This is a genomic window from Pseudomonas sp. TE3899, from assembly GCF_056279105.1.
Window position 1 is genome coordinate 6360640 of the sequence record NZ_JBWBQR010000001.1, and the last position, 22712, is coordinate 6383351.

A 22712-nucleotide genomic window follows, 5' to 3' on the forward strand; every position below is an offset into this window, starting at 1 on the left:
TCTGATAAACCGCAGCGGACAGTGCGATCCATTGTGGCGAGGGAGCTTGCTCCCGTTCGAGTGCGCAGCGCTCGCCAGATTTGGGTCTGCTGCGCAGCCCAACGGGAGCAAGCTCCCTCGCCACAGGGATTCAGCGGTGTTTTTGAGTAAACGCCGACGCCGTTATCCCCCATTGCCCCACCCAGTAACTGAGGATGATCACATAGGGCGCCGCCTCGAACGGCATCACAAACCGGCTGATCCCGATCACGCTATCGGAAAACACAAACGCCACCGCGCCCGCCGCCGCCAGCAGCGCCGAGCGCTTGGGCACATCGCTGCCAAGCCGCGCCAGCGCTCGCCAAAGCATCGCGCTGATCGCCACGCCATAGACAATCACCGGCACCAGCAACGGCCCCAAACCATGGGAAATCAGAATCCCCAGCAGCACCGCGCCCACCACGACGGCCAACACCAACGGCAACAACGCCAAGCGTCGGCAATCACTCAAATACGCTTTCAGGTACGCCAGATGCGCCACCAAAAACGCCCCCAGCCCAAACACAAACAAATCCCCCGGCCACGCCAGCAGCACGTCGCCGAGCAGGGAGAAAATCAGGCCCAGGCTGATCCAGCGTCGATACTCGGTAGGCGGCGCATCGTGCAACCAACCGAGCAGGGCCAACACCGGCAACGGCTTGACCAACAGGCACAGCAACGCGGCATGTACGCTCAACCCATACAGAAAGGTCACCGCGCCCATCAGCGCCAGAATCAGCCAGCCCACGATCAGTTAACCGAAATCGCGCAATCGAAGGTTTGCACCGCCGGCACTTCCGGCGCCCAGGGTTGCGAGTAGGTCAGGCGCAAACGGCCAGTGCCGGTGGCGAAAGACTGAAAGCGCCAGGTCGAAAGCCCGGCACTGCCGACGATCCCGGCGTCTTCGGGGTTGCTGTAGACCTCGGGGCTGAGGGCACGCAACACGCCGCCGGCGGAATCCTGGATTGCCCAGCGATAACCCGTGGTCGGGTTGCTTGGCAGGGTCACGATCAGGTTTTGCCCATTGCTCAACCTGGCCGGGCATTCGCTTTGTTTTTCCACGGTCACGTTCTGGCTCTGCTGCGAGGCGCAACCGGCCAGCAGGGAGAGGGCGAGGGGGACTAACAGGCGGGTGGGGGACATAAGGTCAGTGGCTCCGGCATTCACGACGAACGGCGAGCATAACTGAAGATGAGACAAAGTGTGACGCTGCCTGCGCGGACAATCGTGCTGTATTCCTCTACACGGGCTCGAGGCATTTTACGGGTCACATTAGTGCGCGCAGGCGGGCGCTGAAGTCTAAGGTGTCGTCAGGTCGGTGATAGAAATATGTCCTCTGCCAGTCAGTTCACGGGTTTCATTATTATCAATATTTTTTGCCAGAACTTTGAAATCGATCACGTTATACCTACGTTTTTCCGGCGTTATTACCATTGTTTCGATGTTGCCGGTGTAGTTGATTGTTTGGAAACTATAGGGGAGGTTATTTGTTCCTGAGGTGAAAGTTTCCGAGTAACCAACAATGCTGGGCTGGTGGCCGGTTTGAAAACTAATAGTCAGATTTCTTTCGCTGGAAAGGCCTTTGTCTTTATAGCAAGTAATATAAAACCCTGGCTCGAATCTATCGGATTTGTATTCCATGGCGGTCATGGTAAATGTTGTCATTGGTAACGGTGAGGTGGGGTTTGTAATATCTTTTGTTTCAATGGTTAGTTGGCCGTCAACTAAAACCCCTTGAGTTGCTTTGGTCTTCGCCATCAGTAACTTCCTTCAATAGGTGGAAAGCCGAGCAGGAAGTGTGCTGAGAGAAAATCATGGAGAGGTAACTGTCAGGTATGACAGTTTTTAAGGCTGATTTGTTGAGGGGGTGTTCTTTCTTATAATCAAAGCGCTCACTGCCCAAGCCCGTCAGGCAGTGGCGCAATTGAACCGTTTAAAACAATATCTTCGCCACATCCGCAAACCGCTTGGCAAAGTGCACCGTAATCCCTTCCTTCAAATAATCCGGCAACTCCTCGAAACTGCCGCGATTCGGCTCCGGCAAAATCAATTCAAAGATCTTCTGCCGCCGCGCCGCAATCACCTTTTCGCGCACCCCGCCAATCGGCAGTACATGCCCGGTCAACGTCAGCTCGCCGGTCATGGCGATGCCTTTTTTCGGTGCCTGGTTACGGGCGAGGGAGAGCAGGGCGCTGGCCATGGTCACGCCGGCGCTCGGGCCGTCTTTCGGGGTGGCGCCTTCCGGCACGTGGAGGTGGACGAAGGCTTCGTCGAAGAACTTCGGATCGCCGCCAAACGACTTCAGGTTGGAGCTGACGTAGCTATAGGCAATCTCCGCCGACTCTTTCATCACATCGCCCAGTTGCCCGGTGAGTTTGAAGCCCCGGTTGAGCGTGTGAATCCGCGTGGCTTCAATCGGCAGGGTCGCGCCGCCCATGCTGGTCCAGGCCAGCCCGGTAATCACGCCGGTGCCGGACAAGACTTGCTCGTTGCGGAACACCGGATGGCCGAGCGAGGCTTCCAGGTCTTTGGGGCCGATCTTGATCACCGCTTTCGGCTCGTCGATCAACTTGACCACGGCTTTGCGCACCAGTTTGCCCAGTTCTTTTTCCAAGTGGCGCACCCCGGCTTCGCGGGCATATCCGTCGATCAAGGCTTTCAACGCGCTGTCGCTGATGCTCAGGCTGCCTTTGGAAACGCCGGCCTTCTGCAGTTGCTTCGGCCACAGGTGACGTTTGGCGATGGCGATTTTTTCTTCGGTGATGTAGCCCGACAGGCGAATCACTTCCATCCGGTCGAGCAACGGGCCGGGGATCGAGTCCAGGGTGTTGGCGGTGCAGACGAACAGCACTTTCGACAGGTCCAGGCGCAGGTCCAGGTAGTGGTCGAGGAATTCGACGTTCTGTTCCGGGTCGAGGGTTTCCAGCAGCGCCGAGGCCGGGTCGCCCTGATAGCTCTGGCCCATCTTGTCGATCTCGTCGAGCATGATCACCGGGTTCATCACTTCGACGTCTTTCAACGCCTGCACGAGTTTGCCCGGTTGCGCGCCGATGTAGGTGCGGCGATGGCCCTTGATCTCGGCCTCGTCACGCATGCCGCCGAGGCTGAAGCGGTAGAACGGTCGGCCGAGGGATTCGGCGATGGACTTGCCGACGCTGGTCTTGCCCACGCCCGGCGGACCCACCAGCAGCACGATGGAACCGCTGATCTCGCCTTTATAGGCACCGACCGCGAGGAATTCGAGGATGCGGTCCTTGATGTCGTCCAGGCCGGCGTGGTGTTTATCCAGCACCTTGCGTGCGTGCTTGAGGTCGAGCTTGTCCTCGCCATACACGCCCCACGGCACCGAGGTCGCCCAGTCGAGGTAGTTGCGGGTGACTGCGTACTCCGGCGAACCGGTCTCGAGGATCGACAGCTTGTTCATTTCCTCTTCGATGCGTTTTTGCGCCTGGGGCGGCAGGACCTTGCCTTCCAGGCGTTGCTCGAACTGCTCGATGTCGGCGCTGCGATCATCCTTGGTCAGACCCAGCTCTTGCTGGATGACCTTGAGCTGTTCCTTGAGGAAGAACTCGCGCTGATGCTCGCCGATCTTGCGGTTCACTTCGGCGGAGATTTCTTTCTGCAGGCGCGCGACTTCGACTTCCTTGCGCAGCATCGGCAGGACTTTTTCCATGCGCTTGAGCATCGGCACGCAGTCGAGCACTTCCTGCAACTCGCCACCGGTGGCGGAGGTGAGGGCGGCGGCGAAGTCGGTCAGGGGCGATGGATCGTTGGGGCTGAAGCGATTGAGATAATTCTTCAGCTCTTCGCTGTACAGCGGGTTGAGCGGCAGCAGTTCCTTGATCGCGTTGATCAGCGCCATGCCGTAGGCCTTGACCTCGTCGGTCGGCTCAGTGGGCTGGTGCGGGTATTCGACTTCCACCAGGTACGGCGGTCGATGGTGCTTGAGCCAGGTCTTGATGCGCACCCGGGTCAGGCCCTGGGCGACGAACTGCAATTTGCCGTTTTCACGACTGGCGTGGTGCACCTTGACCAGGGTGCCGTACTCCGGCAGCGCGCCGGTATCGAAATGACGCGGATCTTCCTGGGGCGTGTCCATGTAGAACAGGGCCAGGGAGTGATGATCGGATTTGCTCACCAGGTCCAGTGTTTCGGCCCACGGCTCTTCATTGACGATCACCGGCAGCACTTGGGCCGGGAAGAACGGGCGATTGTGGATCGGGATGATGTAGACCTTGTCCGGCAGGTTCTGGCCAGGCAGGGCAAGGCCTTTGCCGGTGGAATGGTGTTCGATGTGGTCGGTTTCGGCGTAGTCGCTCGGGTCTTCAGGAAATTCTTGCTGGTCGCTCATGGGGCACCTGCGCAATGGGGTATGGGTCTTAGATGGGGCAGGTGGGGGGTGGTTTCAATGGCAGTGGATATTTCAGGGGGTGTGTTCAGGGTTTTGACAGGTGATGGGTCCCTGAATATTTCGGCCGAGCGATCAAAAGTAGAAAAACAGGCCGGTGGCTTTGCGGCGAGCCAGGCTGGTCAACTGCTGGAGGCGTGCCTTGAGGTCTGCCGGCAGGGCTGACTGCTCCAACAGGGTCTGAACCCTTTCAAGCGCGGTGACGCCCTGGATGCTGGCGTCTTCATGGTCATCGATCAAGCAGCCCAGAACCTTGTTGAGGCGCTGGATCAGGCCTGAATCCCACAGATGCTGGTAGTGCTCGGCGCTCAACGCCCACGTTTCGAGGTCACCCGACAGGCTTTGATCAAAGTCCAGGCGCCGCAAGGCTGCCAGACTTAACGGGACGACAATTTGCTTCGTCGGGCTATCCATGGCGGTCTTCCCGGTCGAGCCATGCGTGCAACTCGCGTTGTGCTTCGGTCAGGCGTGTGGTGAGTTCTGCCAGGGTTTTCGCCCGTCCCGTCCACTGCGGCTGACCCCAATCCCGATCCTTGATCACCACCACCTGAAAGGCTCCACCCTTATCGAACTCGGGATACCAGCCGACATCCAGCAGCAGGTGCTCGCCGTATTCGACTTGCAGCAGGTCTTCCTTGAGCGAGTCGATCTGACTGGCGAGGGGCTGGTCGGACAAGATCGACAGGTCGTCGAAAGTTATTTTGCCGGTGAGCAGTCTCAGGTCGAGCGAGGGGGGAGGCCGGTTCATGCCTGGAATTTCTCCTTGAGTGCGCAGCAATTCAACAGGACATTGTCCCGGTCATGACGCCCGATCTTGCCTGATTTGACCCCGGCATCCCAGCCCCGACCAGCGGATCCGCAGGCACAAAAAAGGGCGGCTACCGAAGGTAACCGCCCTGTTTTCAACTGCCGCTAACGCTTATTCCGGCAGTTTGTAAGCAATCACATAGTCACCCATCTTGGTGCCCAGCGAACCGTGACCGCCAACGACGAGCAATACGTATTGTTTGCCGTCCTTGCCGGTGTAGGTCATTGGGGTGGCTTGGCCGCCGGCCGGCAGGCGCGACTTCCACAGTTCCTTGCCGCTATTGACGTCATAGGCGCGCAGGTACTGATCGAGGGTACCGCTGAGGAAGCCGACGCCGCCCGCGGTGACGATCGAGCCGCCCATGCTTGGCACGCCGATCGGCAGGCCGATAGGCACTGGCGAACTGTCACGGCTGGTGCCGTTTTTGCGCTTCCACACCACTTTGTTGGTGGTCAGGTCGATACCGGTGACATAGCCCCAGGCCGGGGCCTGGCACGGTACACCGAACGGCGACATGAACGGGTGCATGGTCACGGCGTACGGCGCGCCAGCGTTAGGCTGGATGCCAGCCGTTTCGCTTTCGCGCTTGCTGTCCGCCGCGACTTCGGCGCGGGGGATCATTTTCGAGACGAACGCCATGTAGTTCGGGCTGGTGAACAGTAGTTGGCGGACCGGGTCGACCGACACGCTGCCCCAGTTGAACACACCGACGTTACCCGGATAGACCAGGCTGCCCTGCAACGACGGCGGGGTGTACTGGCCTTCGTAACGCAGTTCCTTGAATTGGATGCGGCACAGCATCTGGTCGAACGGGCTGGCGCCCCACATGGCTTTTTCGGTCAGTTCCGGGGCCAGCAGGTTGAGGTCCGAACGAGCCTGGGTCGGGGCGGTATGGTCGCCCTTGACCGCGCCTTGTGGCACCGGTATCTCACGAATCGGCACAATCGGCGTGCCATCGCGACGGTCGAGCACATACAGGCTGCCTTGCTTGGTCGGCGCGATCAGCGCCGGCTTCACGCCGTCGGCAGTTTTCAGGTCCAGCAGGGTCGGCTGGCTGCCCACGTCCATGTCCCACAGGTCATGGTGAGTGAACTGGTAATTCCAGCGCACCTTGCCGGTGGCCAAATCGAGAGCAACGAGGCCGGCGCTGAATTTCTCGGCGCCTGGCATGCGGTCGCCACCGTACTGGTCAGGCATCTGGTTGCCCAGAGGCAGGTAGACCATGCCCAGTTTCTCGTCGACGCTGGCCAGGGACCACATGTTCGGCGAGTTGCGGGTGTAGGTTTTGCCCGGCGCCAAAGGCTCGGTGGCCTCCGGGTTGCCGCTGTCCCAGTTCCAGACCAGGTGACCGTCATGCACATCGAACGCGCGAATCACGCCGGACGGCTCGTTGGTCGATTCGTTGTCGGTGACGTGACCGCCCATGATCACCAGGTCGCGGGTAATCGCGGCCGGGGAGGTGGCGTAGTAGCCGCCAGCGGTGAACGGGCCGATGCCTTGGGTCAGGTCAACCACGCCGTTGGTGCCGAAGCCTTCGCAGACCTTGCCGGTGTCGGCATTGAGTGCGATCAGGCGTGCATCGGCGGTCGGCAGGTACAAACGACGCGGGCAAGCCTGCGCAACGGCTTTGCCGGCTTCGGAGATGACGGCGGCCGAGGCAGTGCCTGCTTGGGCGTAGGCATTCTCGTCGTAGTAAGAGACGCCACGGCACGTCATGTGGGCGAAGCCCTTGAAGCCCACCGGGCTCTTGATCTGCGGGTCGAAGCGCCACAGTTCCTTGCCGGTGTCCGGGTCCAGCGCCAACACTTTGCTGTGGGCGGTGCAGGCATAGAGCATGCCGTTGACCTTCAGCGGGGTGTTTTCGTTGGTCAGCTCCACCGGGTCATCGGCGGTCGGCAGGTCGCCGGTCTGGATGCGCCAGGCTTCCTGCAACTTACCGACGTTGGCCGGGGTGATCTGCTTCAGCGGCGAGTAGCGGTCACCGAATTCGGTGCGGCCATAGGCCTGCCAATCGCCGTCGGGCATCGCCGGGGCGGTGCTGGTCAGGTCCGTGGTATCGCGGCCTAACTCGCCGAAGATTTCATTCGGATGGGTGAATTGACTGGCCACGGCGGTGGCACCGGCCAGCACTACGGCCACGCTCAACGCAGCGGTGCCCAGCGGTGCGGCGCCATCGCGCAGCAACGGTCGGCGGAACCACGGCAACAGCAGGACCACACCCAGCGCAAACCACAGCGACAGACGCGGCACCAGTTGCCACCAATCGAGGCCGATTTCCCACAACGCCCACACGGTACTGGCGAACAGCACCAGTGCGTACAGGCCCAGTGCGGCGCGCCGGGCGGCGATCAACAGCACGCCGGTCAGTGCGATGCCGATACCGGCCAGCAGGTAATACAGCGAGCCGCCGAGCATGCTCAGCTTGATACCGCCGGCCAGCATGGCCAGGCCCATTAGCAGAAGCAGGATGCCGAGCAGGCTCGGCAGTAGACGGCTTCGACTCAAAGCACCATCAGTGCTCATAGTGTGGTTCTCCGTGACGTTTAAGTAGTCCCGCGCAAGTTCACTGTAGATGACGATCTGGCGTGGGCATGGTTCAGTTAAATCTGTAGGAGCGAGGCTTGCCCGCGAAGGCGGCGTGTCAGCCAACATCAATGTTGAATGTGATGGCCTCTTCGCGGGCAAGCCTTGCTCCTACAAGGGTTGCGGTGTGGTTAGAACGAGGACTGGATCTTGATCCCGCCAATCAGCGCGTCATCGACCTTGTCCACGCCACCGGGGTGGCGGATGTATTGCAGGTTCGGGCGCACGGTCAGCCAATTCGTGACGTGCACGCCGTAATAAAGCTCGGCGCTGTATTCGGTGTCTTGCGGCGGCAGGAACGACGGATCGTCGTAGTCATAAACGGCGCGGGCCTGGTTGGTCGCCTCGGCGTTCTTGCGATAGGCCGGGTTGACGTGGACGCGGGCCAGGGCGAAACCGATGTCGTCCTTGGCGCGAGCATCGAACAAGCCCTTGTAGACGACGCCAGCCTGGACATAGTTGTCGATGGCGTTGGTCTTCTTGTCGTGCATCGTGCCGTTGGCGAACACGCTCAAGCCTCGGGAGTTGTCGCTGGCGCGGCTGGTGATCTGCTGTTGCACACCGAGCCAAACGCCATGCTTGCTCGACGCGCTGCGATAGGCTTCGCCGCTCAGGGCCGCAGGCTGACCATTGCTGTCTTTATAGGCGTCAGTGGCCTTGGCGTTGCTGTAGTAATAACCGGCGCGGTACTCGCCGGGCAGGCCGTTGAGCTTGGGCGTCCACACCAGTTCAATCGGCAGGATCGCGCCCTGGGTGCCGCTACCGCTGAGCTTGAAGCCATTGCCGCGATCGAGGTTCGACGGGTTCTGCTCGTAGGCGCCGACCTGCGCGTACAACTCCGGCGTCAGGTGATATTTGACCCGCATCGCCCACTGGCTGACTGGCCAGTTGTACCAGATGCCTCCGACCCAGTTGCCGACTTGCGAGCCGCAGAACGCCAGGTTCTGGAAGTCGCAGGGGAAGCTGTTGAAGTCTTCGCCTTCGCCAAAGCGGCCGACCTTGATGTCGAGCTTCTGGTCGAAGAATTTCTGCTGGTACCACATCTGGGTCAGGCGCCAGGTCTGGCCACGGCCCCAGACTTCCTGGGCCGAGGTGAAGCCGCCAACCCGTGGGTCGTTGATCCGGTCGTTGCTGATGTTGTTGCCGTTGCGTTCGGTGATGGTCAGCTGGAATTCGGCGTCGTCCCAACCGAGGATCTTCTGCAGATCCAGGTGCGTGCCGAGGCCGAACTGGTCGCTGTAGCGTGCTGTGCGGTCGTGGTCATAGCCGCCGTGCAGGTTGCTGCCCATTTCGCCGGTGTAATCGACTTTGAAGTCGTAGCCTTTTTCCGAAAGTTCTGTGCGCGTGCCGTTCCAGTCGCCGAGCATCCACGGCGATTCGCTATCGAAAGCCGGGGCCGCGTGAACGCAGGTGGCGAGGCCGAAGGCGCTGAGGCCGCCGATCAGGTTCAGGGCTTTTCGCTGGGCCACAGGGGTGCAGACAGCGCTGTCTCGCGGAGATGGAAAGTCGGGCATAAAGTAGAAATTCTTGATCTTTTTCTGGGGGGTGAACTGAACGCAACGAGGTGGAGCGGGCAGTGAAGCGTTTCAGCTTAAGGGCGGCAGGATAATGATCTGTGACAAAGAGAGAAAGCGCTTTTACTGACATGCAGCGTTTCGGATTTGGTAACAGTCGTCTGCGACAGGGCGCCGCAGGCTGAAAATACCCTTTGTAGGAGCGAAGCTTGCTCGCGAAGGCGTCCTGGCATTCAACATTGATGTTGAATGAACCGGCGCTTTCGCGAGCAAGCTTTGCTCCTACAGGGATTGTGGTGTGCAGGTATTGGTTAGTTGCCCGCGGTGACAGCAGCGACTTTGCGTTCTCGCGTCCAGGTCAGCACGAAGTGGGCGACGAGGCCGAAGATCAAACCCCAGAACGCCGCAGCCAACCCGAGGAAACTCATGCCCGAAGCGGTCACCAGAAAGGTAATCAACGCCGCCTCCCGCTGCTTCTCATCCGCCATCGCTCCGGTCAGCCCGGCACTGATCGCGCCGAACAAGGCCAGTCCGGCGAGGGAGGCGATCAACTCTTTGGGCAGGGCGGAAAACACCGAGGCCAGGGTCGCGCCAAACGTGCCCATCAGAATGTAGAACACCCCGCAGGCAATCCCGGCGATGTAGCGCTTGTCCCGGTCCTCGTGGGCTTCGCGACCGGTGCAGATCGCGGCGGTAATCGCGGCCAGGTTAAAGCCGTGGGAGCCGAACGGCGCCATCAGGATCGAGCCCATTGCGGTCACCGAAATAATCGAGCGCGCCGGGGTGTTGTAGCCCGAGGTGCGCAACACTGCCATGCCCGGCACGTACTGTCCGGTCAGGGTCACCAGTGCCAGTGGCAGGCCAATGTTGATGATCGCGTGCCAGCTCCACTCAGGCGCCGTGAAGACCGGATGCGCCACCGCGATGGTGATCGAAGCGCTGTTGAGTTCACCGAACGACGCCGCCACGGCGCAACCGACAATTAGCACCGACAGAATCGCGTAGCGCGGCGACAAGCGTTTGCAGATCAGGTAGGCCGCGATCATCGACAGCACCAGCGCCGGTTGCAGCTTGATCGAGGTGAACAGCTCGGCGCCGAAGCGAAACAGAATCCCGGCGAGCATGGCGGCGGCGATGGCTTTGGGCAGGCGACTCATCAGTTTGTCGAACGCCCCGGACAATCCGACCACGGCGATGATCACCGAAGCCACCACATACGCGCCAATGGCCTGGGGCAGGGTGACGCTGGGCAGCATCGACACCAGCAACGCCGCGCCCGGCGTCGACCACGCGGTGATCACGGGAATGCGCAGGCGCCAGCTCAGGAACAGGCCGGTGATGCCGCTGCCGATGGAAATCGCCCAGATCCACGACGACACCATGTCGTTGGGCAGGTGCGCTTCCTTGGCGGCCTGAAACACGATGATCAACGGGCCAGCGTAGGAAATGATCACCGCGATGAAGCCTGCAATGACCGCGGACAGGGATAGATCCTTTCTGAGTGTGTGCATGATGTCTCGACTTGGCGCGGCAGAGGCGCGCAGTGATCAGGGTGGGATTGAGTTGATTGATTCGATTTGCGATGAGTGTATTTGAATGAATTGAGTTGATTCAATGATGAAAAATCAAGTCAGACAAAAATATCGAATCATGTGGATTTAACTAATTGATTTGTAATGTTTTTAGCTTCTGAATATTTTTTATTATCTGCGCCTGTTTCATTTAAAGATCGACTCAATCGACTCAATGTTCACCATTGGTCCCTGCACAAGTGCTCGAACATCGATGTGATATGCTCCGATTTTTTTCACGACGATGGGCAGCGATCATTCATGTGGGTTCCCCAGCTAAGCGAGTTCAGCCAGCCGATGTATTTGTCGATTGCCGATGCGTTGGCGCGCGATATCAGCAATGGCGTGTTGAGCCAGGGCGATCGCCTGCCAACCCTGCGCGAGTTGGCCACCACGCTGAAGGTCACGCCGGGCACCATCAGTCGCGCCTACAGCGAGGCCCATCGGCGTGGGTTGGTCCATGGGGAAGTGGGGCGCGGCACTTATGTGCAGAGCCAGGCGCCGAGCGAATTGCCGGTCAGCCCCGTCCCGACGACGCTGAACCTGGGACAGTCGCAATTACTCGACCTGTCCATCATCAAGCCCTACAGCGAAACCCTGGAATACTGGCTGCGCGATGCCCTGATCGGCCTGGCCAAGAGCACTGATTTCGCCCGGGCCCTCGACTACGCGCCGGACGGCGGTCACCCGGCGCATCGCGAGGCGGGTGCACAGTTTCTGCGCCAGTGGTTGCCCGATGCGCAATGGCAGCAAGTGGTGATCACTGCAGGCGCGCAGCATGGCTTGATGGTCGCGATGAGCGCCCTGACCAACGCCGGCGACCTGGTGCTCTGCGAAGAACTTTGCTACCCCGGCATCATTTCCCTGGCCCATGGTCTGGAGCGACGCCTGGGTGGCGTGGCGATGGACGACGAAGGGATCATCCCCGAGGCGCTGCGCGAACTGTGCCTGCGGGAGAAACCGGCGATGCTGGTCTGCGTGGCGACCTGTCAGAACCCGACGGCGGCGATCATGTCGCAACAGCGCCGGGCGCAGATCGCGGCATTGGCCGAGGAGTTCGACTTCATCATCCTTGACGATGACATCTATGGCTTCCTCGCCACCGACCCGTCGATCAAGCCTTTGTCGGCGTTTGCCCCGGAGCGTTCGGTGTACCTGACCAGCTTGTCGAAGTCGGTCATGCCGGCGTTGCGCATCGGCTATCTGTATAGCCCGCCGAAACTGCTGTCGCGCCTGACTTCGATGGTGCGCAGCAGCGTGTGGATGCCATCGCCGCTGACCGCGCAACTGGCCAGCAACGTGATCACCGAAGGCCTGGACAAGAAACTGATCCGCATCCAGCGCAACGAAGCGGCTGCGCGGCAAGCCATTGCCCGGGAAATCTTTGCCGGTTTCGAACTCAAGACCCAGCCATATGCCTACCACGTCTGGCTGACCTTGCCCGAGCCGTGGACCAGCGACGAATTCACGATGCTCGCCCGGGCCAATGGTGTGCTGGTGCTCAGCGGTACGCAGTTCCAGGCCGAGCGTTCGGGGATGACCCGCAGTGTGCGGCTGGTGCTGATGTCGCCCACCAGCCAGGACGAACTGCGCTTTGCCCTGACCAAACTGGCAAGCCTGATCGATACCGACCCGCGACGGTTTTACTGAACCGCGCCGTCTCCCGCTAAAACTGTAGGAGCACGGCTTGCCGGCGAAGGCGTCCTTGAGATCGCCTTCGCCAGCAAGCTTGGCTCCTACAAAAGCACGGTGGTTGACCTACAGTTAACGCAGTCCTTCCACCCAACGAAGCCCTCGGCTAAGGTGCGCGGCTTCTTTATTCTTTCTTCGCGCAAAGGCCCGGCATGACCGAACAGAACAACAACCCGCTGCACGGCGTGACCCTGGAACAGATCCTCAACGCCCTGGTTGAACACTACGAATGGTCGGGGCTGGCCGAGCGCATTGATATTCGCTGTTTCAAGAGCGACCCGAGCATCAAGTCGAGCCTGACTTTCCTGCGCAAAACCCCGTGGGCGCGGGAGAAGGTCGAACGCCTGTACGTGAAGTTGATGCGTACCAAGCGTCCGCTCTGAACATGCTTATTTCAGCTGCCCCGAGGCGTCGTTTTGTTGCCGTGGCGGCGGTGCTGGGCTGGTTTGGCCTGAGCGTTCAGCTGTACCTGATACTCGGCACCCGCTGGGAAATCGGTGCCAGTCTGTTGGGTGGGCTGATGAGTTTCTTCAGCTTCTTTACCGTGCTGACCAATACCCTGGTGGCGGTGGTGCTGACCTGCGAACTGACCTCGCGGGAGTCGGCGGCGCGGCGCTGGTTTTTGCAGCCGTCGGTGAGTAGCGGGATCGCCGTGAGCATCGCCGTGGTCGGCCTCGCGTACAGCTTGTTGCTGCGCCATCTCTGGCACCCCGAAGGCTGGCAACTGCTCGCCGATGAGTTGCTGCACGACATCCTGCCGCTGCTGTTTCTGTTCTATTGGTGGTGCTGCGTGCCCAAAGGCACGTTGCGCCTGGCGCATATCGGCCTGTGGGTGATTTATCCACTGGTGTATTTCGCTTATGTGCTGCTGCGCGGGCATGTGCTGAGTGCTTACCCGTATCCGTTCATTGATGTGAGCGCCCTGGGTTATCCACAGGTGTTTCTCAATGCGGGGGGGATATTGGTGGGGTTTGTCGTGATTGCGTTATTGATCGTGGGCTTGGATCGCTGGCGCTCAACGTTAAGGTGAGCACCCACTGTGGCGAGGGGGCTTGCCCCCGTTGCACCGCGAAGCGGCGGCAAAACCTGTATACGAATTTTATCTGGCATATCGCGTTTGTTGATTTTGCGACTGCTTCGCAGTCGAACGGGGGCAAGCCCCCTCGCCACAAACATCAATCACTCTTCGAGGGTGCCATCCGCCCGCCAGTAACCCACCGCTTTGACCAACTGCTCATCCAGCCCATGCTCATCGAGCAGCACCCGGCGAATCTGCCGTGAAACCTTGGTCTCGGTCGCCACCCACGCATACAGATTACCGCTCGGCACCTGCAACTCTTTCACCGCGTTCAGCAGGCTGTTCTGGCCGTTATCGCGCAACACCCAAATGACATTCACCTGCGCCGGGCTTTCCAGCGTCTGTTGCTCACCGCCGTTTTCCACCTCGATGATCACCAGCGCCCGGCGGTTGGGCGCCAGGCCTTCCAGGCGGCGGGCGATGGCGGGCAGGGCGGTTTCGTCGCCGATCAGCAGGTAGCTGTCGAAGATGTCCGGCACGATCATCGAGCCCCGCGGCCCGCCGATGTGCAGGAATTGCCCGGGCTGCGCCTGCTCGGCCCAGGTCGAGGCAGGGCCGTCGCCGTGCAGGACGAAATCGATGTCCAGTTCCAGGGTGTCCAGGTCGTAGCGCCGGGGCGTGTAGTCGCGCATGGCCGGCAGCGGTTGATCGGTCTTGCCGGCGCCGAGCACCAGGGTTTCCAGTGCCGCCGCTTCCGCTGCGTTCTGCGGGAACAGCAGTTTGACGTGATCGTCGGTGCCGAGGCTGACGAAGCCCGCCAGCTCCGGCCCGCCCAAGGTAATGCGGCGCATGCGCGGGGTCAGGTCGACCACTCGCAACACCTCCAGCCGACGGCGTTTGATTTCGTGCATCACGCGATGGATGGTCTGGTTTTCAAAAACGACATTCATTCGGCGTTCTCCTGGGCGGCTTGAACGGCAGGGCCGTCGACGATGGCTTTGGCGGTGTTGTTGAGCAGGGCGGCGACGCGGACGATTTCTTCGGCACTCCAGCGCCCGTGATGCAGTTGCAGGGCATGACGCAAGTTATGCACCGCCTCGTGGATTTCCGCCGGGCGATCATGGCCGCGCAGGGAACGTTTGCTCACGTCGATGCGCATCCGCACGCCTTCCAGGGCAATTGCCTGGTCGCCCAGAGATTGGCGGCCGGCGTCGGTCACGCTGTAGCGTTTTTTTCCACCCTCGGCGTCGCCGGAGATCATTTCGCTTTCTTCGAGGAAGGTCAGGGTCGGGTAGATCACCCCGGGGCTGGGGCTGTAGGCGCCGTCGAACATGCCTTCGATCTGGCGGATCAGGTCATAGCCGTGGCACGGCTGTTCGGCGATCAGCGCCAGCAACAGCAATTTCAAATCGCCGGGGGCGAACACCCGTGGGCCGCGTCCGCCGCGTTCGCGGCCAGGGCGTTTCTCGAAGCCGTCGCGGCCGTCACCGTGTTCGCGGTGGGAATGATGGTCTCTCATTTTTTCAGTGCTCTCGTCGTATTTAGATACAACTTAAGATATATCTTAAGACCGGCGCAAGACCTTTTCCGAAAGACCTTTCCGCACGCCGACGAACGGTGCCTGGCTGGCGAGTCAGCCCTGGCATCGTCAAATCGATTTTTCGGTGGCTCAAGGCCGCGTAACTTTAAAGTTAAAGTTATCACTCTATTAATTCATCGGTTTATAGTCCGCAAGTGCCGTTGGCCCCGTATTTACTCGTTATATCGCTGTATGGTTTTTTTAATAAAACTGTCGGTAGGAAAGTGCTGACAGTTATCCATCGATAATTGCCTTTTTTGTTCTTTTGTCCGACCTGTTGCGAGGGCATCTAACTACATGTCCGTCGGAAGTTACTTGCTTACATTCCGAGGGCGGTAGCGGATCATTTGCTGGCGTTGAAAGTTCAGGCCCCTACCGGCAGGCATGGCAGGGTTTGAACTTTTAATAAGCCACTTAATTGACAAGACAGGTACTTAAAGATGTTCAAGAAAATGACTGTTGCTGCACCACTGGCTTTGCTGGCGCTGACCTCTTCCATGGCATTCGCCGCCGGTGAAGCGCGTCACTCGATCAGCATTGTCGCCCATGTACCGACCAACGGTTTCTACGTGGTGCCTGTCGATCCAGACCTGGTCAACAAGGACCAGCGCATGGACATGCAGCCGACCACCGGCAAACCGGCAAATATCGAAGGTTTCTTTGATATGCGCAACAACAACGGTTCGGTACACGCCAGTGTCGTGACCGCGCCAAAACTGTATTCCGGTGCTAACACCATCGACTTGCAAGTTCAAATCAGTGGCAAGGAACTGACCACCACGCCGCAAATGGTCGCCGGTGAATCCGAGTCCGATGTGAACTTCCGTGCGCCGCTGCTCATCAGCGCCAAAGGTACAACTTTCGCACCGGGTGACTACACCGGCTCGGTGGCCATGGTCTTTGATGCCGTCCCTCCAGTTGGCGGTGTTCGCTAACTTACCCTTACTTGGCATCAACCGGCGGGCGGGCAATGTGTCCTGCCCGTCGGATTTCCATTGGTTTGCAATCTGAGTATGAGTTCATGTTCCCGATGACCCCCATCGCGGCTGCGCTTGCGCTGTTGTTTTGTGCCAGCGCGGTGGCGGCTCCGGTTTCCTCCGGTACTACACCGCGAAGTCTGCTGGCACAGGCCAAGGGCTTGCCGGCGGAATTCGAGGAGCACTTTTTTGATGTGCCGCTGGCGGTTCGTGTGGAACTCGATCAACAACCCCTGGGGGAGGCGATGGTCGTGCTGTCCCGGGATGACCGAATCACCCTGCTCGAATTCACCGACACCCGCGACAGCCGCTTCAACGCCGCCGAGCGTGAAACCTGGGCGAGCTATCTCAAACCCGGCGTGCCCCTGGGCAGTTGCACCCGACAATGCCCGGAACAACTGCTGGCGGTGCACTACAACCTGGAAAACTCGCTGCTGTCGATCCTCACCGAAAACGCCGAGCGCGACACCGAGGTCAAGCGGTACTTCGAACAACCGGAGGGCGGCAGCAGTGGCTTGATGCTGCGCAATCAGCTCAACCTCAACGGTGGTCAGGACCAGGACCTGGGCGGACGCTTCGGCCTGGAAGCCAGTGGCAGCCTCGGCAACTGGAGCCAGACGTTCAATATGCAACTGGCCCGTCTCGGCGGCCCGGACAATCAGCTTTACCACGCGGTACACGAGCTTTATACCCAGCGCGAATTGCAGGGCACGTTCCTGCGCCTGGGCTATTTCACCCCCAATTCCGAAGGGCTGACCCGCCAACCGCGCACGTTTGGCAACAGCCCCGACACCACCGTCGGCGTCATGTATGGCAGCTCCGACAGCCTGGCGATCAACAACCCGGCGCCCAGCATCTATCCGATCTACGTCACGGCCAACCGCCAGGCGTCGGTGGAAATTTATCGCGAGGGTTTGCTGATCAATACCCAATCGGTGCCCGCCGGTTTGCAGACCCTCGACACCCGGCCGTTGCCCGGTGGCATCTACGAAGTGGAAGTGCGGCTGATCGAAGACGGCCAGACGACCTCCACCACCCAGGAGCTGGTCTACAAACCCAATAACTGGCGCAACCTCGACGAGCGCTGGCGCTATAACCTGTTTGCCGGGGAAGAAACCAAGTTGCTGAGCAACTGGGACCAGCAGGCCAGCGGCAGTGCCACGGCCGGTGCCTCGGTCAATTACCTGCTGCATCCGCGGGTGATTCTCGGGCTGTCGGCGCGCCAGATCCGGGAAAAAATGCAGTACGGCACGTCCATCGACTGGACCCTGGCCAATCAACTGAGCCTGTATGCCAACGTCTACCAGACCGAGGACCACGGCACCGGCGTCGATCTGCAAAGCCTGTACAGCTACGGCTCCGGCAGTGTGGTGATCAGCCATAACCGCAGCTGGCTCGACACCACGGATATCTACGATGTGCTGCCCGACGGCACCCGGGTGCGCCAGCGCAACGTGTTCATCGGCGAAACCAGCAACTCGTCCCTGGCGCTCAATCATCGCCTGAGCAGCAAAAGCTCGATCAATGCCCGGGTGTCCCACAGTGAGGGCAATGTCGAGGGGATTGGCCTGGACCTGGGCTGGACCCAACGCACTGTGCTCTGGGGCAGCGATGCCAGTTGGCGCTTGTCGCTGTTCGATCGCCCCGGCAGTTTCAGCAGCGGCGATGATCGCAATCGCGGAGTCGATCTGAGCCTCAACCTGGCGCTGGGTGCGCCCGGGCAACAGATCACCGGCAGCATCGGTTCGCGCACCGCCCGTGAAGGCGGGCGCGATAACAATGCGTCCCTGGGCTGGCGCAAGGACCTGAAGGACCACGTGCTGCAAAACGTCTCGGTCACTGCACTCACGGACACGTACGGCGTCGGCTTGTCGAGCCTGGCCGCGTTCCGCACCGAGGCAGTCCGGGGCGACGGTTTTGTCCAGCGTTCCTCCTACAACAACAACTTCACCGGCGGCTTGAACCTGGACAGCACCCTGGTCATCGGCAGCCAGCAAATAGCCTTGACCAGCCAAAGCGATGTGCGCGGCGCCGGGTTGATTGTCGATGTGGAATCGGACATCGACGGCATCGCCTTGCGCGCCGACGACTTCAGCGGCGGCAGCGTGGCCCTGCGTCCGGGACGCAACTTCATCCCGATCACGGCGTACCAGAACAGCTCGGTGAGTTTCGATTTCGAAGGCAATCACGTGCCGGCCGCCAACATCGAGCCGCAACGGACCCGTTATCACCTGAACAAGGGCGGCGTGGATTACCGCAAGGTGCGGGTGATGAAAACCCTCACCGTGCTCGGTCGCCTGGTGGATGCCCAGGGCCGGCCGCTCAAGGGCCATCACGTGATCAACCACGCCAGTCGCGGGGTGACCGAGGTCGACGGCTTCTTCTCCATGGAAATGCACGCCGCTTCACCGACCCTGGAAGTGCGCCAGGGCAATCAGCTGCTGTGTCAGTTCCGCCTCGATGCCAATCGTCATCGCAGTGAAAACAACGTGTTGATGATCGGGGACCTGCGCTGCACGCCGGACACCCTGGCCGACGTCACGCCGACCGATCAGAAGGCAGGTTGAAACCTATGAAAATGAGTATGTACGGGCTGGCGCTCGCGCTGGTCGCGCCTTCTGCGCTGGGGTTCAATCAGGAGATCCGGGCGCGGTTCACGCCGGACCCGTCGCAGCCGCAGAAAAATGTCTTTATCAACCAGACACCGAACAGCGGTTACTGCGCCACCTACCCGGACGAGTGCAGGATGAACGAAACATTCAGCATCCGCGCGCCGATCAATTTCGGCCCCAAAGGCCCCATGTTGCCCATGGCGGGTGTTTCGATCCGCGTACCGGCCTACTGGCGCCAAATCACGGTGACCAACAGCGACACCCTGGAAACGGAAATCGTTGAAGTGCGCATCAGCGGCATTGGTTCCAATTACGTCCTGAGCAATACCTCCGCCAGTCTGACGGGGGAAACCGACATCCTTGAAGGGCACCGAAAGCTCTGGGGTGGACTGAGTTGGGTTTATGCACCGGCCAATTGCCTCTACAGCGGTGTCGGTGCCTACGGCCCCAATACCTATCGGTTTTTCTGGAAAACCCCGAGCGAAGGCGACTGCACCAAAGTCACGTCGTTTCGAATCCCGTTCATGTCATTCGACACCCTGGATTTTGCCTACGAACTGCGCACGCCCAACCCGCTGGGCATGTCCAGCGGGCTCTACACCGGGTCGATCAATTACCTGCTCAACGGCGCGGCCAGGGATTTCAACATTGGCGACATGGTCGCCAATGACAGCAACCTGACGCTGGACTTCGTGCTCGATGTGCAACACACCTTGAAAGTCGATATTCCGCCCGGCGGCAATCACATCGTCCTGGAACCCCAGGGCGGGTGGAGCAGCTGGCTCGATCAGGGTCGTCCGCCGACCCGCCTGTTGCGTGACCAGACCTTCCTTATCTCGGCGTCATCGCGCTTCAAGATGTCACTGGAATGCGAGCTCGACCTGACCGACGGCTGCGGGATCATCGATCGTGAGTCGGGTTACGCCGGGCTGGTCAACGTCAGCGTCAGCCTGCCCCACGGGTTGACCGACAGCGGCGGCAAACCGGTCATGCGCGTGCCGTTGAACCGCGAGGACTCGGCCACGTTCCAGCCCGGCGTCTACGTGGATCGAAAACCGGGAACCCTGCATTTCGACGTGGCGGAACGCGAAACCGCGTTTTTTGTGCGCAACAGCAAGGGGCGGCCCTACAAGGGCAACATCACCGTGATCTGGGATTCGGAAGTCTGACCGTCCGGGTCAGCCCGCAGGTATTTTTCAAGAGGCGCAAAGCAATGAGATTTCTGTTGTTGATGGGGTTGCTCGGTACATTTTCCCTGGCGGTGCAGGCCGGCCCGCAGATCAATGTCGGCACGGTCTACGACTACCTGGATGGCGATAAAAGCACCTACCTGAAACGGGTGTTCAACAGCGGTGACAGCACCGCATTCGTCAAGATCAATGTCCTGGAAATCGTCTACGACGCCGACGGTACGTCCCGCGAAATCCCGGTCGAAAGCTCGGCGGACGGCACCTCGCGCAAGGGCATCATGGCCAGCCCGGCACGCTTGATCGTGCCGGCCCAAGGCATGCAGGGCACGCGTTTGCTGTACATGGGCGAGCGTGACGTCGAGCGTTACTTCCGTGTGCGTTTCATCCCCGTGGTGCCGGAGAAAGAAGACGATTTCGTGATCAGCAGCGAGGAGCGCGACGACTATAAAAAGAGCCTGTCGGCGGGGGTCAACGTGATGACCGGGTTCGGCACGATCTTTTTCGTGCGCCCGCAAAATGCCCGCTACGACACGGCCGTCAATGACACCGCCAGCCGTTATGAACTGCGCAACAACGGCAATACCGTGCTGGTGGTCGACGAGTTCAAGAGCTGCTCGCTGAGCAAGGAAAACGACTGCGGGCCGACCACCAAGCACCACGTGTTGGCGGGCAGGTCCTTTGGTTTCGACAAAGAGAAGGGACGTGAGTACCGCTTCATGGTGATCGAAGGCGACAGCAAGAAGTCGCTGAAAATCGCCAGTCGGTAAGGCTGATGTCAGTCGGTGAAACTCGGTTCATGTGGGCGCGGGCTGCAGTGTTAAATCTTTGTGGGTAACAAAACATGATCAAGCAATGCACGGTTGCGGCGTTGATGGCGGCCACGGGGCTGATGAGTCTTTCGGCACTGGCGGCGCGCGAGGAGCACACGTTCGAAGTCAGCCTGACAGTGCCGACGCGTTCGTTTTATGTGACGCCGGCGCAATCGGACTGGATTCACCGCGAGCAGATCCTGCCCTGGCTCAGGGAGACTTCCCGGCTGGGCAGCCTGCGCAAATATTTTGATGTGCGCCACGACACCAGCGCGATCGAAGCGCGCCTGGAGTTGCAGCCCTATCTCAGCAACGGCCACCCGGCGGACGATATCCAATTGCGGGTCAGCTTCAATGGCGTCGAACTGAGTCACGCCGTCGAACCCCGGCTAGTGGTGTCCGCCGCCGATGCGGCGGTGGGCTCGCGGGTCTTGCTGGAAATCGAGCCGCAGTTGCCGGCGGGCGGTTATCGCCCCGGCGATTACTACGGCAATGTGTTGCTGTTGTTCAACGCCAAGGCACCGGGCGGGTAGACCCGCAAGGGGCGGTGCTGCGGCTTTTGGCTGATGTCACATCGACTGATCTGAAGGCAGGTTGAAACCCATGAAAATGTCTATCTACGGACTGGCACTGATGCTGGTTGCGCCTTCGGCGCTGGCGGTCAATCAGGAGATCCGGGCGCTGTTCACGCCGGATTCGTCGCAGCCGCAAAAAAACGTGTTTATCAACCAGACACCGAACAGCGGTTACTGCGCCAGCTACCCGCAGGAGTGCACACAACAGGACATGTTCAGTATCCGGCTGCCGGAGCGCTTCCACCCGCGTACTGACATTGCCCCGGGGTCGGAGGTACCGATCAAGGTGCCGGCTGGCTGGCGCCGATTGACGGTGACCAACCGGGACACTCAGGAAACAGAAACCGTTGAAGTGCGCATTAGCGGTATAGGTTCCGATTACGTGCTGAGTGACACGGCAATGAACCTCACGGGAGCCGCGACCGCGGTCGCAGGGCACCAGCAACTCTGGGGCGGGCAGATGAGCAGTTGGGTTTATGCATCGCCGCCCTGTACGTACAGTGGTGTAGGTGCTTACAGCGACACCACCTACCGTTTTTTCTGGAAAACCCCCGTAGAAGCCAACTGCACAAAAGTGGCGGCGTTCCGGATTCCCGCCATGTATTTCGACACCCTGGATTTCGCCTACGAACTGCGCACGCCCAACCCGTTGGGCATGTCCAGCGGGCTCTATACCGGGTCGATCAACTACCAGATCGGTCCCGGCGGGGATTTCAACATCGGCAACATGCAACCCACTGACAGCAACCTGACCCTGGACTTCGTCCTCGATGTGCAACACACCCTCAAAGTCGACCTTCCACCCGGCGGTACTCAAATCCTCCTGGAACCCAAGGGCGGGTGGAGCAGTTGGCTCGATCAGGCACGGCCACCCACGCGCCTGTTGCGTGACCAGACCTTCCTCATCTCGGCGTCATCGCGGTTCAAGATGCAACTGGAATGTGAACTCGACCTGAGCGAGGGCTGCGGGATCATTGATCGGGAGTCGGGGTATGCCGGGCTGGTCACCGTCAGCGTCAGCCTGCCCCACGGGCTGACCGACAGCAGCGGCAAACCGGTCAATCGATTGTTGTTGAACCGTGAGGAATCGGTGACGTTCCAGCCTGGCGTCTATGTGGATCGAAAGCCGGGAACCCTGCATTTCGAAGTGCCGGAACGTGATACCGCGTTTTTCATCCGCAACAGCACAGGCCGACCCTACAAGGGCAACATCACTGTGATTTGGGATTCGGAGGTGTGAGTCTGTAGGCGCGACACCGCACTTGTGGCGAGGGGGCTTGCCCCCGTTGAACTGCACAGCAGTCCCCTCCTTTCTCCGGCAAAAGAGAGGGGCCGCTTCGCAGCCCAGCGGGGGCAAG

Annotated in this window: 20 protein-coding genes; 9 read left to right on the forward strand and 11 right to left on the reverse strand. The window is 60.2% G+C overall.

Annotation, left to right across the window (positions count from 1 at the left end):
- Positions 1–130 precede the first annotated feature (130 nt).
- The 9 genes from ACZ89E_RS28985 to ACZ89E_RS29025 all read right to left on the reverse strand — a co-directional run bounded on the left by ACZ89E_RS28985 (position 131) and on the right by ACZ89E_RS29025 (position 10842).
- Entirely contained in the window at positions 131–766 is a 636-nt protein-coding gene (locus ACZ89E_RS28985) for a lysoplasmalogenase (protein WP_149658052.1), read from the reverse strand.
- A 2-nt stretch (positions 767–768) separates the two neighbouring features.
- Positions 769–1161: a protease inhibitor I42 family protein gene (locus ACZ89E_RS28990; RefSeq protein ID WP_149658051.1), complete on the reverse strand. Its 393-nt coding sequence runs from the start codon at positions 1159–1161 to the stop codon at positions 769–771.
- Between the two features lie 156 nt (positions 1162–1317).
- Positions 1318–1776, reverse strand: a complete 459-nt coding sequence (locus ACZ89E_RS28995; RefSeq protein WP_149658050.1) for a hypothetical protein — start codon at positions 1774–1776, stop codon at positions 1318–1320.
- A 175-nt stretch (positions 1777–1951) separates the two neighbouring features.
- Positions 1952–4369 carry an endopeptidase La gene (gene lon / locus ACZ89E_RS29000; protein WP_149658049.1) on the reverse strand — a complete coding sequence of 806 codons (2418 nt, stop codon included), beginning with the start codon at positions 4367–4369 and terminating at the stop codon, positions 1952–1954.
- Positions 4370–4501: 132 nt separating this feature from the next.
- A complete protein-coding gene (locus tag ACZ89E_RS29005; RefSeq protein ID WP_476256873.1) occupies positions 4502–4840 on the reverse strand; it encodes a hypothetical protein in 339 nt (112 codons plus the stop codon).
- Entirely contained in the window at positions 4833–5174 is a 342-nt protein-coding gene (locus ACZ89E_RS29010; protein WP_476256874.1) for a hypothetical protein, read from the reverse strand. Before ACZ89E_RS29010 ends, ACZ89E_RS29005 begins: the two co-directional genes overlap by 8 nt.
- Positions 5175–5345: 171 nt before the next feature.
- Positions 5346–7757 carry a glucose/quinate/shikimate family membrane-bound PQQ-dependent dehydrogenase gene (locus ACZ89E_RS29015; protein ID WP_463258381.1) on the reverse strand — a complete coding sequence of 804 codons (2412 nt, stop codon included), beginning with the start codon at positions 7755–7757 and terminating at the stop codon, positions 5346–5348.
- 191 nt (positions 7758–7948) lie between these two features.
- Positions 7949–9331 (reverse strand): carbohydrate porin, encoded by a 1383-nt coding sequence (locus ACZ89E_RS29020; RefSeq protein WP_463258380.1) that lies wholly within the window; start codon positions 9329–9331, stop codon positions 7949–7951.
- Positions 9332–9642: 311 nt separating this feature from the next.
- Positions 9643–10842: a benzoate/H(+) symporter BenE family transporter gene (locus ACZ89E_RS29025; RefSeq protein WP_476256875.1), complete on the reverse strand. Its 1200-nt coding sequence runs from the start codon at positions 10840–10842 to the stop codon at positions 9643–9645.
- A 321-nt stretch (positions 10843–11163) separates the two neighbouring features.
- Here ACZ89E_RS29025 and ACZ89E_RS29030 point away from each other — a divergent pair, with 321 nt between their 5' ends.
- The 3 genes from ACZ89E_RS29030 to ACZ89E_RS29040 all read left to right on the forward strand — a co-directional run bounded on the left by ACZ89E_RS29030 (position 11164) and on the right by ACZ89E_RS29040 (position 13624).
- Positions 11164–12552, forward strand: coding sequence for an aminotransferase-like domain-containing protein (locus tag ACZ89E_RS29030; RefSeq protein WP_149658043.1), 1389 nt, complete (start codon positions 11164–11166; stop codon positions 12550–12552).
- Between the two features lie 194 nt (positions 12553–12746).
- The gene (locus ACZ89E_RS29035) at positions 12747–12977 is read left to right on the forward strand and encodes a VF530 family protein (RefSeq protein ID WP_007903672.1); all 231 of its coding nucleotides are present in this window, start codon (positions 12747–12749) and stop codon (positions 12975–12977) included.
- A gap of 2 nt (positions 12978–12979) precedes the next feature.
- Positions 12980–13624 carry a Pr6Pr family membrane protein gene (locus tag ACZ89E_RS29040; RefSeq protein WP_149658042.1) on the forward strand — a complete coding sequence of 215 codons (645 nt, stop codon included), beginning with the start codon at positions 12980–12982 and terminating at the stop codon, positions 13622–13624.
- Positions 13625–13773: 149 nt separating this feature from the next.
- Here the strand turns inward: ACZ89E_RS29040 and ACZ89E_RS29045 are convergent, their stop codons facing one another.
- Positions 13774–14562, reverse strand: a complete 789-nt coding sequence (locus ACZ89E_RS29045; protein ID WP_149658041.1) for a siderophore-interacting protein — start codon at positions 14560–14562, stop codon at positions 13774–13776.
- Entirely contained in the window at positions 14559–15131 is a 573-nt protein-coding gene (locus tag ACZ89E_RS29050; protein ID WP_476256876.1) for a PadR family transcriptional regulator, read from the reverse strand. Before ACZ89E_RS29050 ends, ACZ89E_RS29045 begins: the two co-directional genes overlap by 4 nt.
- Before the next feature lie 500 nt (positions 15132–15631).
- Here ACZ89E_RS29050 and ACZ89E_RS29055 point away from each other — a divergent pair, with 500 nt between their 5' ends.
- The 6 genes from ACZ89E_RS29055 (at position 15632) to ACZ89E_RS29080 (ending at position 22594) form a co-directional block, all read left to right on the forward strand.
- On the forward strand, positions 15632–16126 hold the full coding sequence (locus tag ACZ89E_RS29055; protein WP_149658039.1) for a CS1 type fimbrial major subunit: 495 nt from the start codon (positions 15632–15634) through the stop codon (positions 16124–16126).
- A gap of 86 nt (positions 16127–16212) precedes the next feature.
- Positions 16213–18735, forward strand: coding sequence for a CS1-pili formation C-terminal domain-containing protein (locus ACZ89E_RS29060; RefSeq protein WP_476256877.1), 2523 nt, complete (start codon positions 16213–16215; stop codon positions 18733–18735).
- 5 nt (positions 18736–18740) lie between these two features.
- Positions 18741–19949 (forward strand): hypothetical protein, encoded by a 1209-nt coding sequence (locus ACZ89E_RS29065; RefSeq protein WP_476256878.1) that lies wholly within the window; start codon positions 18741–18743, stop codon positions 19947–19949.
- Between the two features lie 44 nt (positions 19950–19993).
- On the forward strand, positions 19994–20737 hold the full coding sequence (locus ACZ89E_RS29070; protein ID WP_149658036.1) for a molecular chaperone: 744 nt from the start codon (positions 19994–19996) through the stop codon (positions 20735–20737).
- A 74-nt stretch (positions 20738–20811) separates the two neighbouring features.
- Positions 20812–21312, forward strand: coding sequence for a CS1 type fimbrial major subunit (locus ACZ89E_RS29075; RefSeq protein WP_476256879.1), 501 nt, complete (start codon positions 20812–20814; stop codon positions 21310–21312).
- Positions 21313–21382: 70 nt separating this feature from the next.
- Entirely contained in the window at positions 21383–22594 is a 1212-nt protein-coding gene (locus ACZ89E_RS29080; RefSeq protein ID WP_476256880.1) for a hypothetical protein, read from the forward strand.
- Positions 22595–22712: the final 118 nt, after the last annotated feature.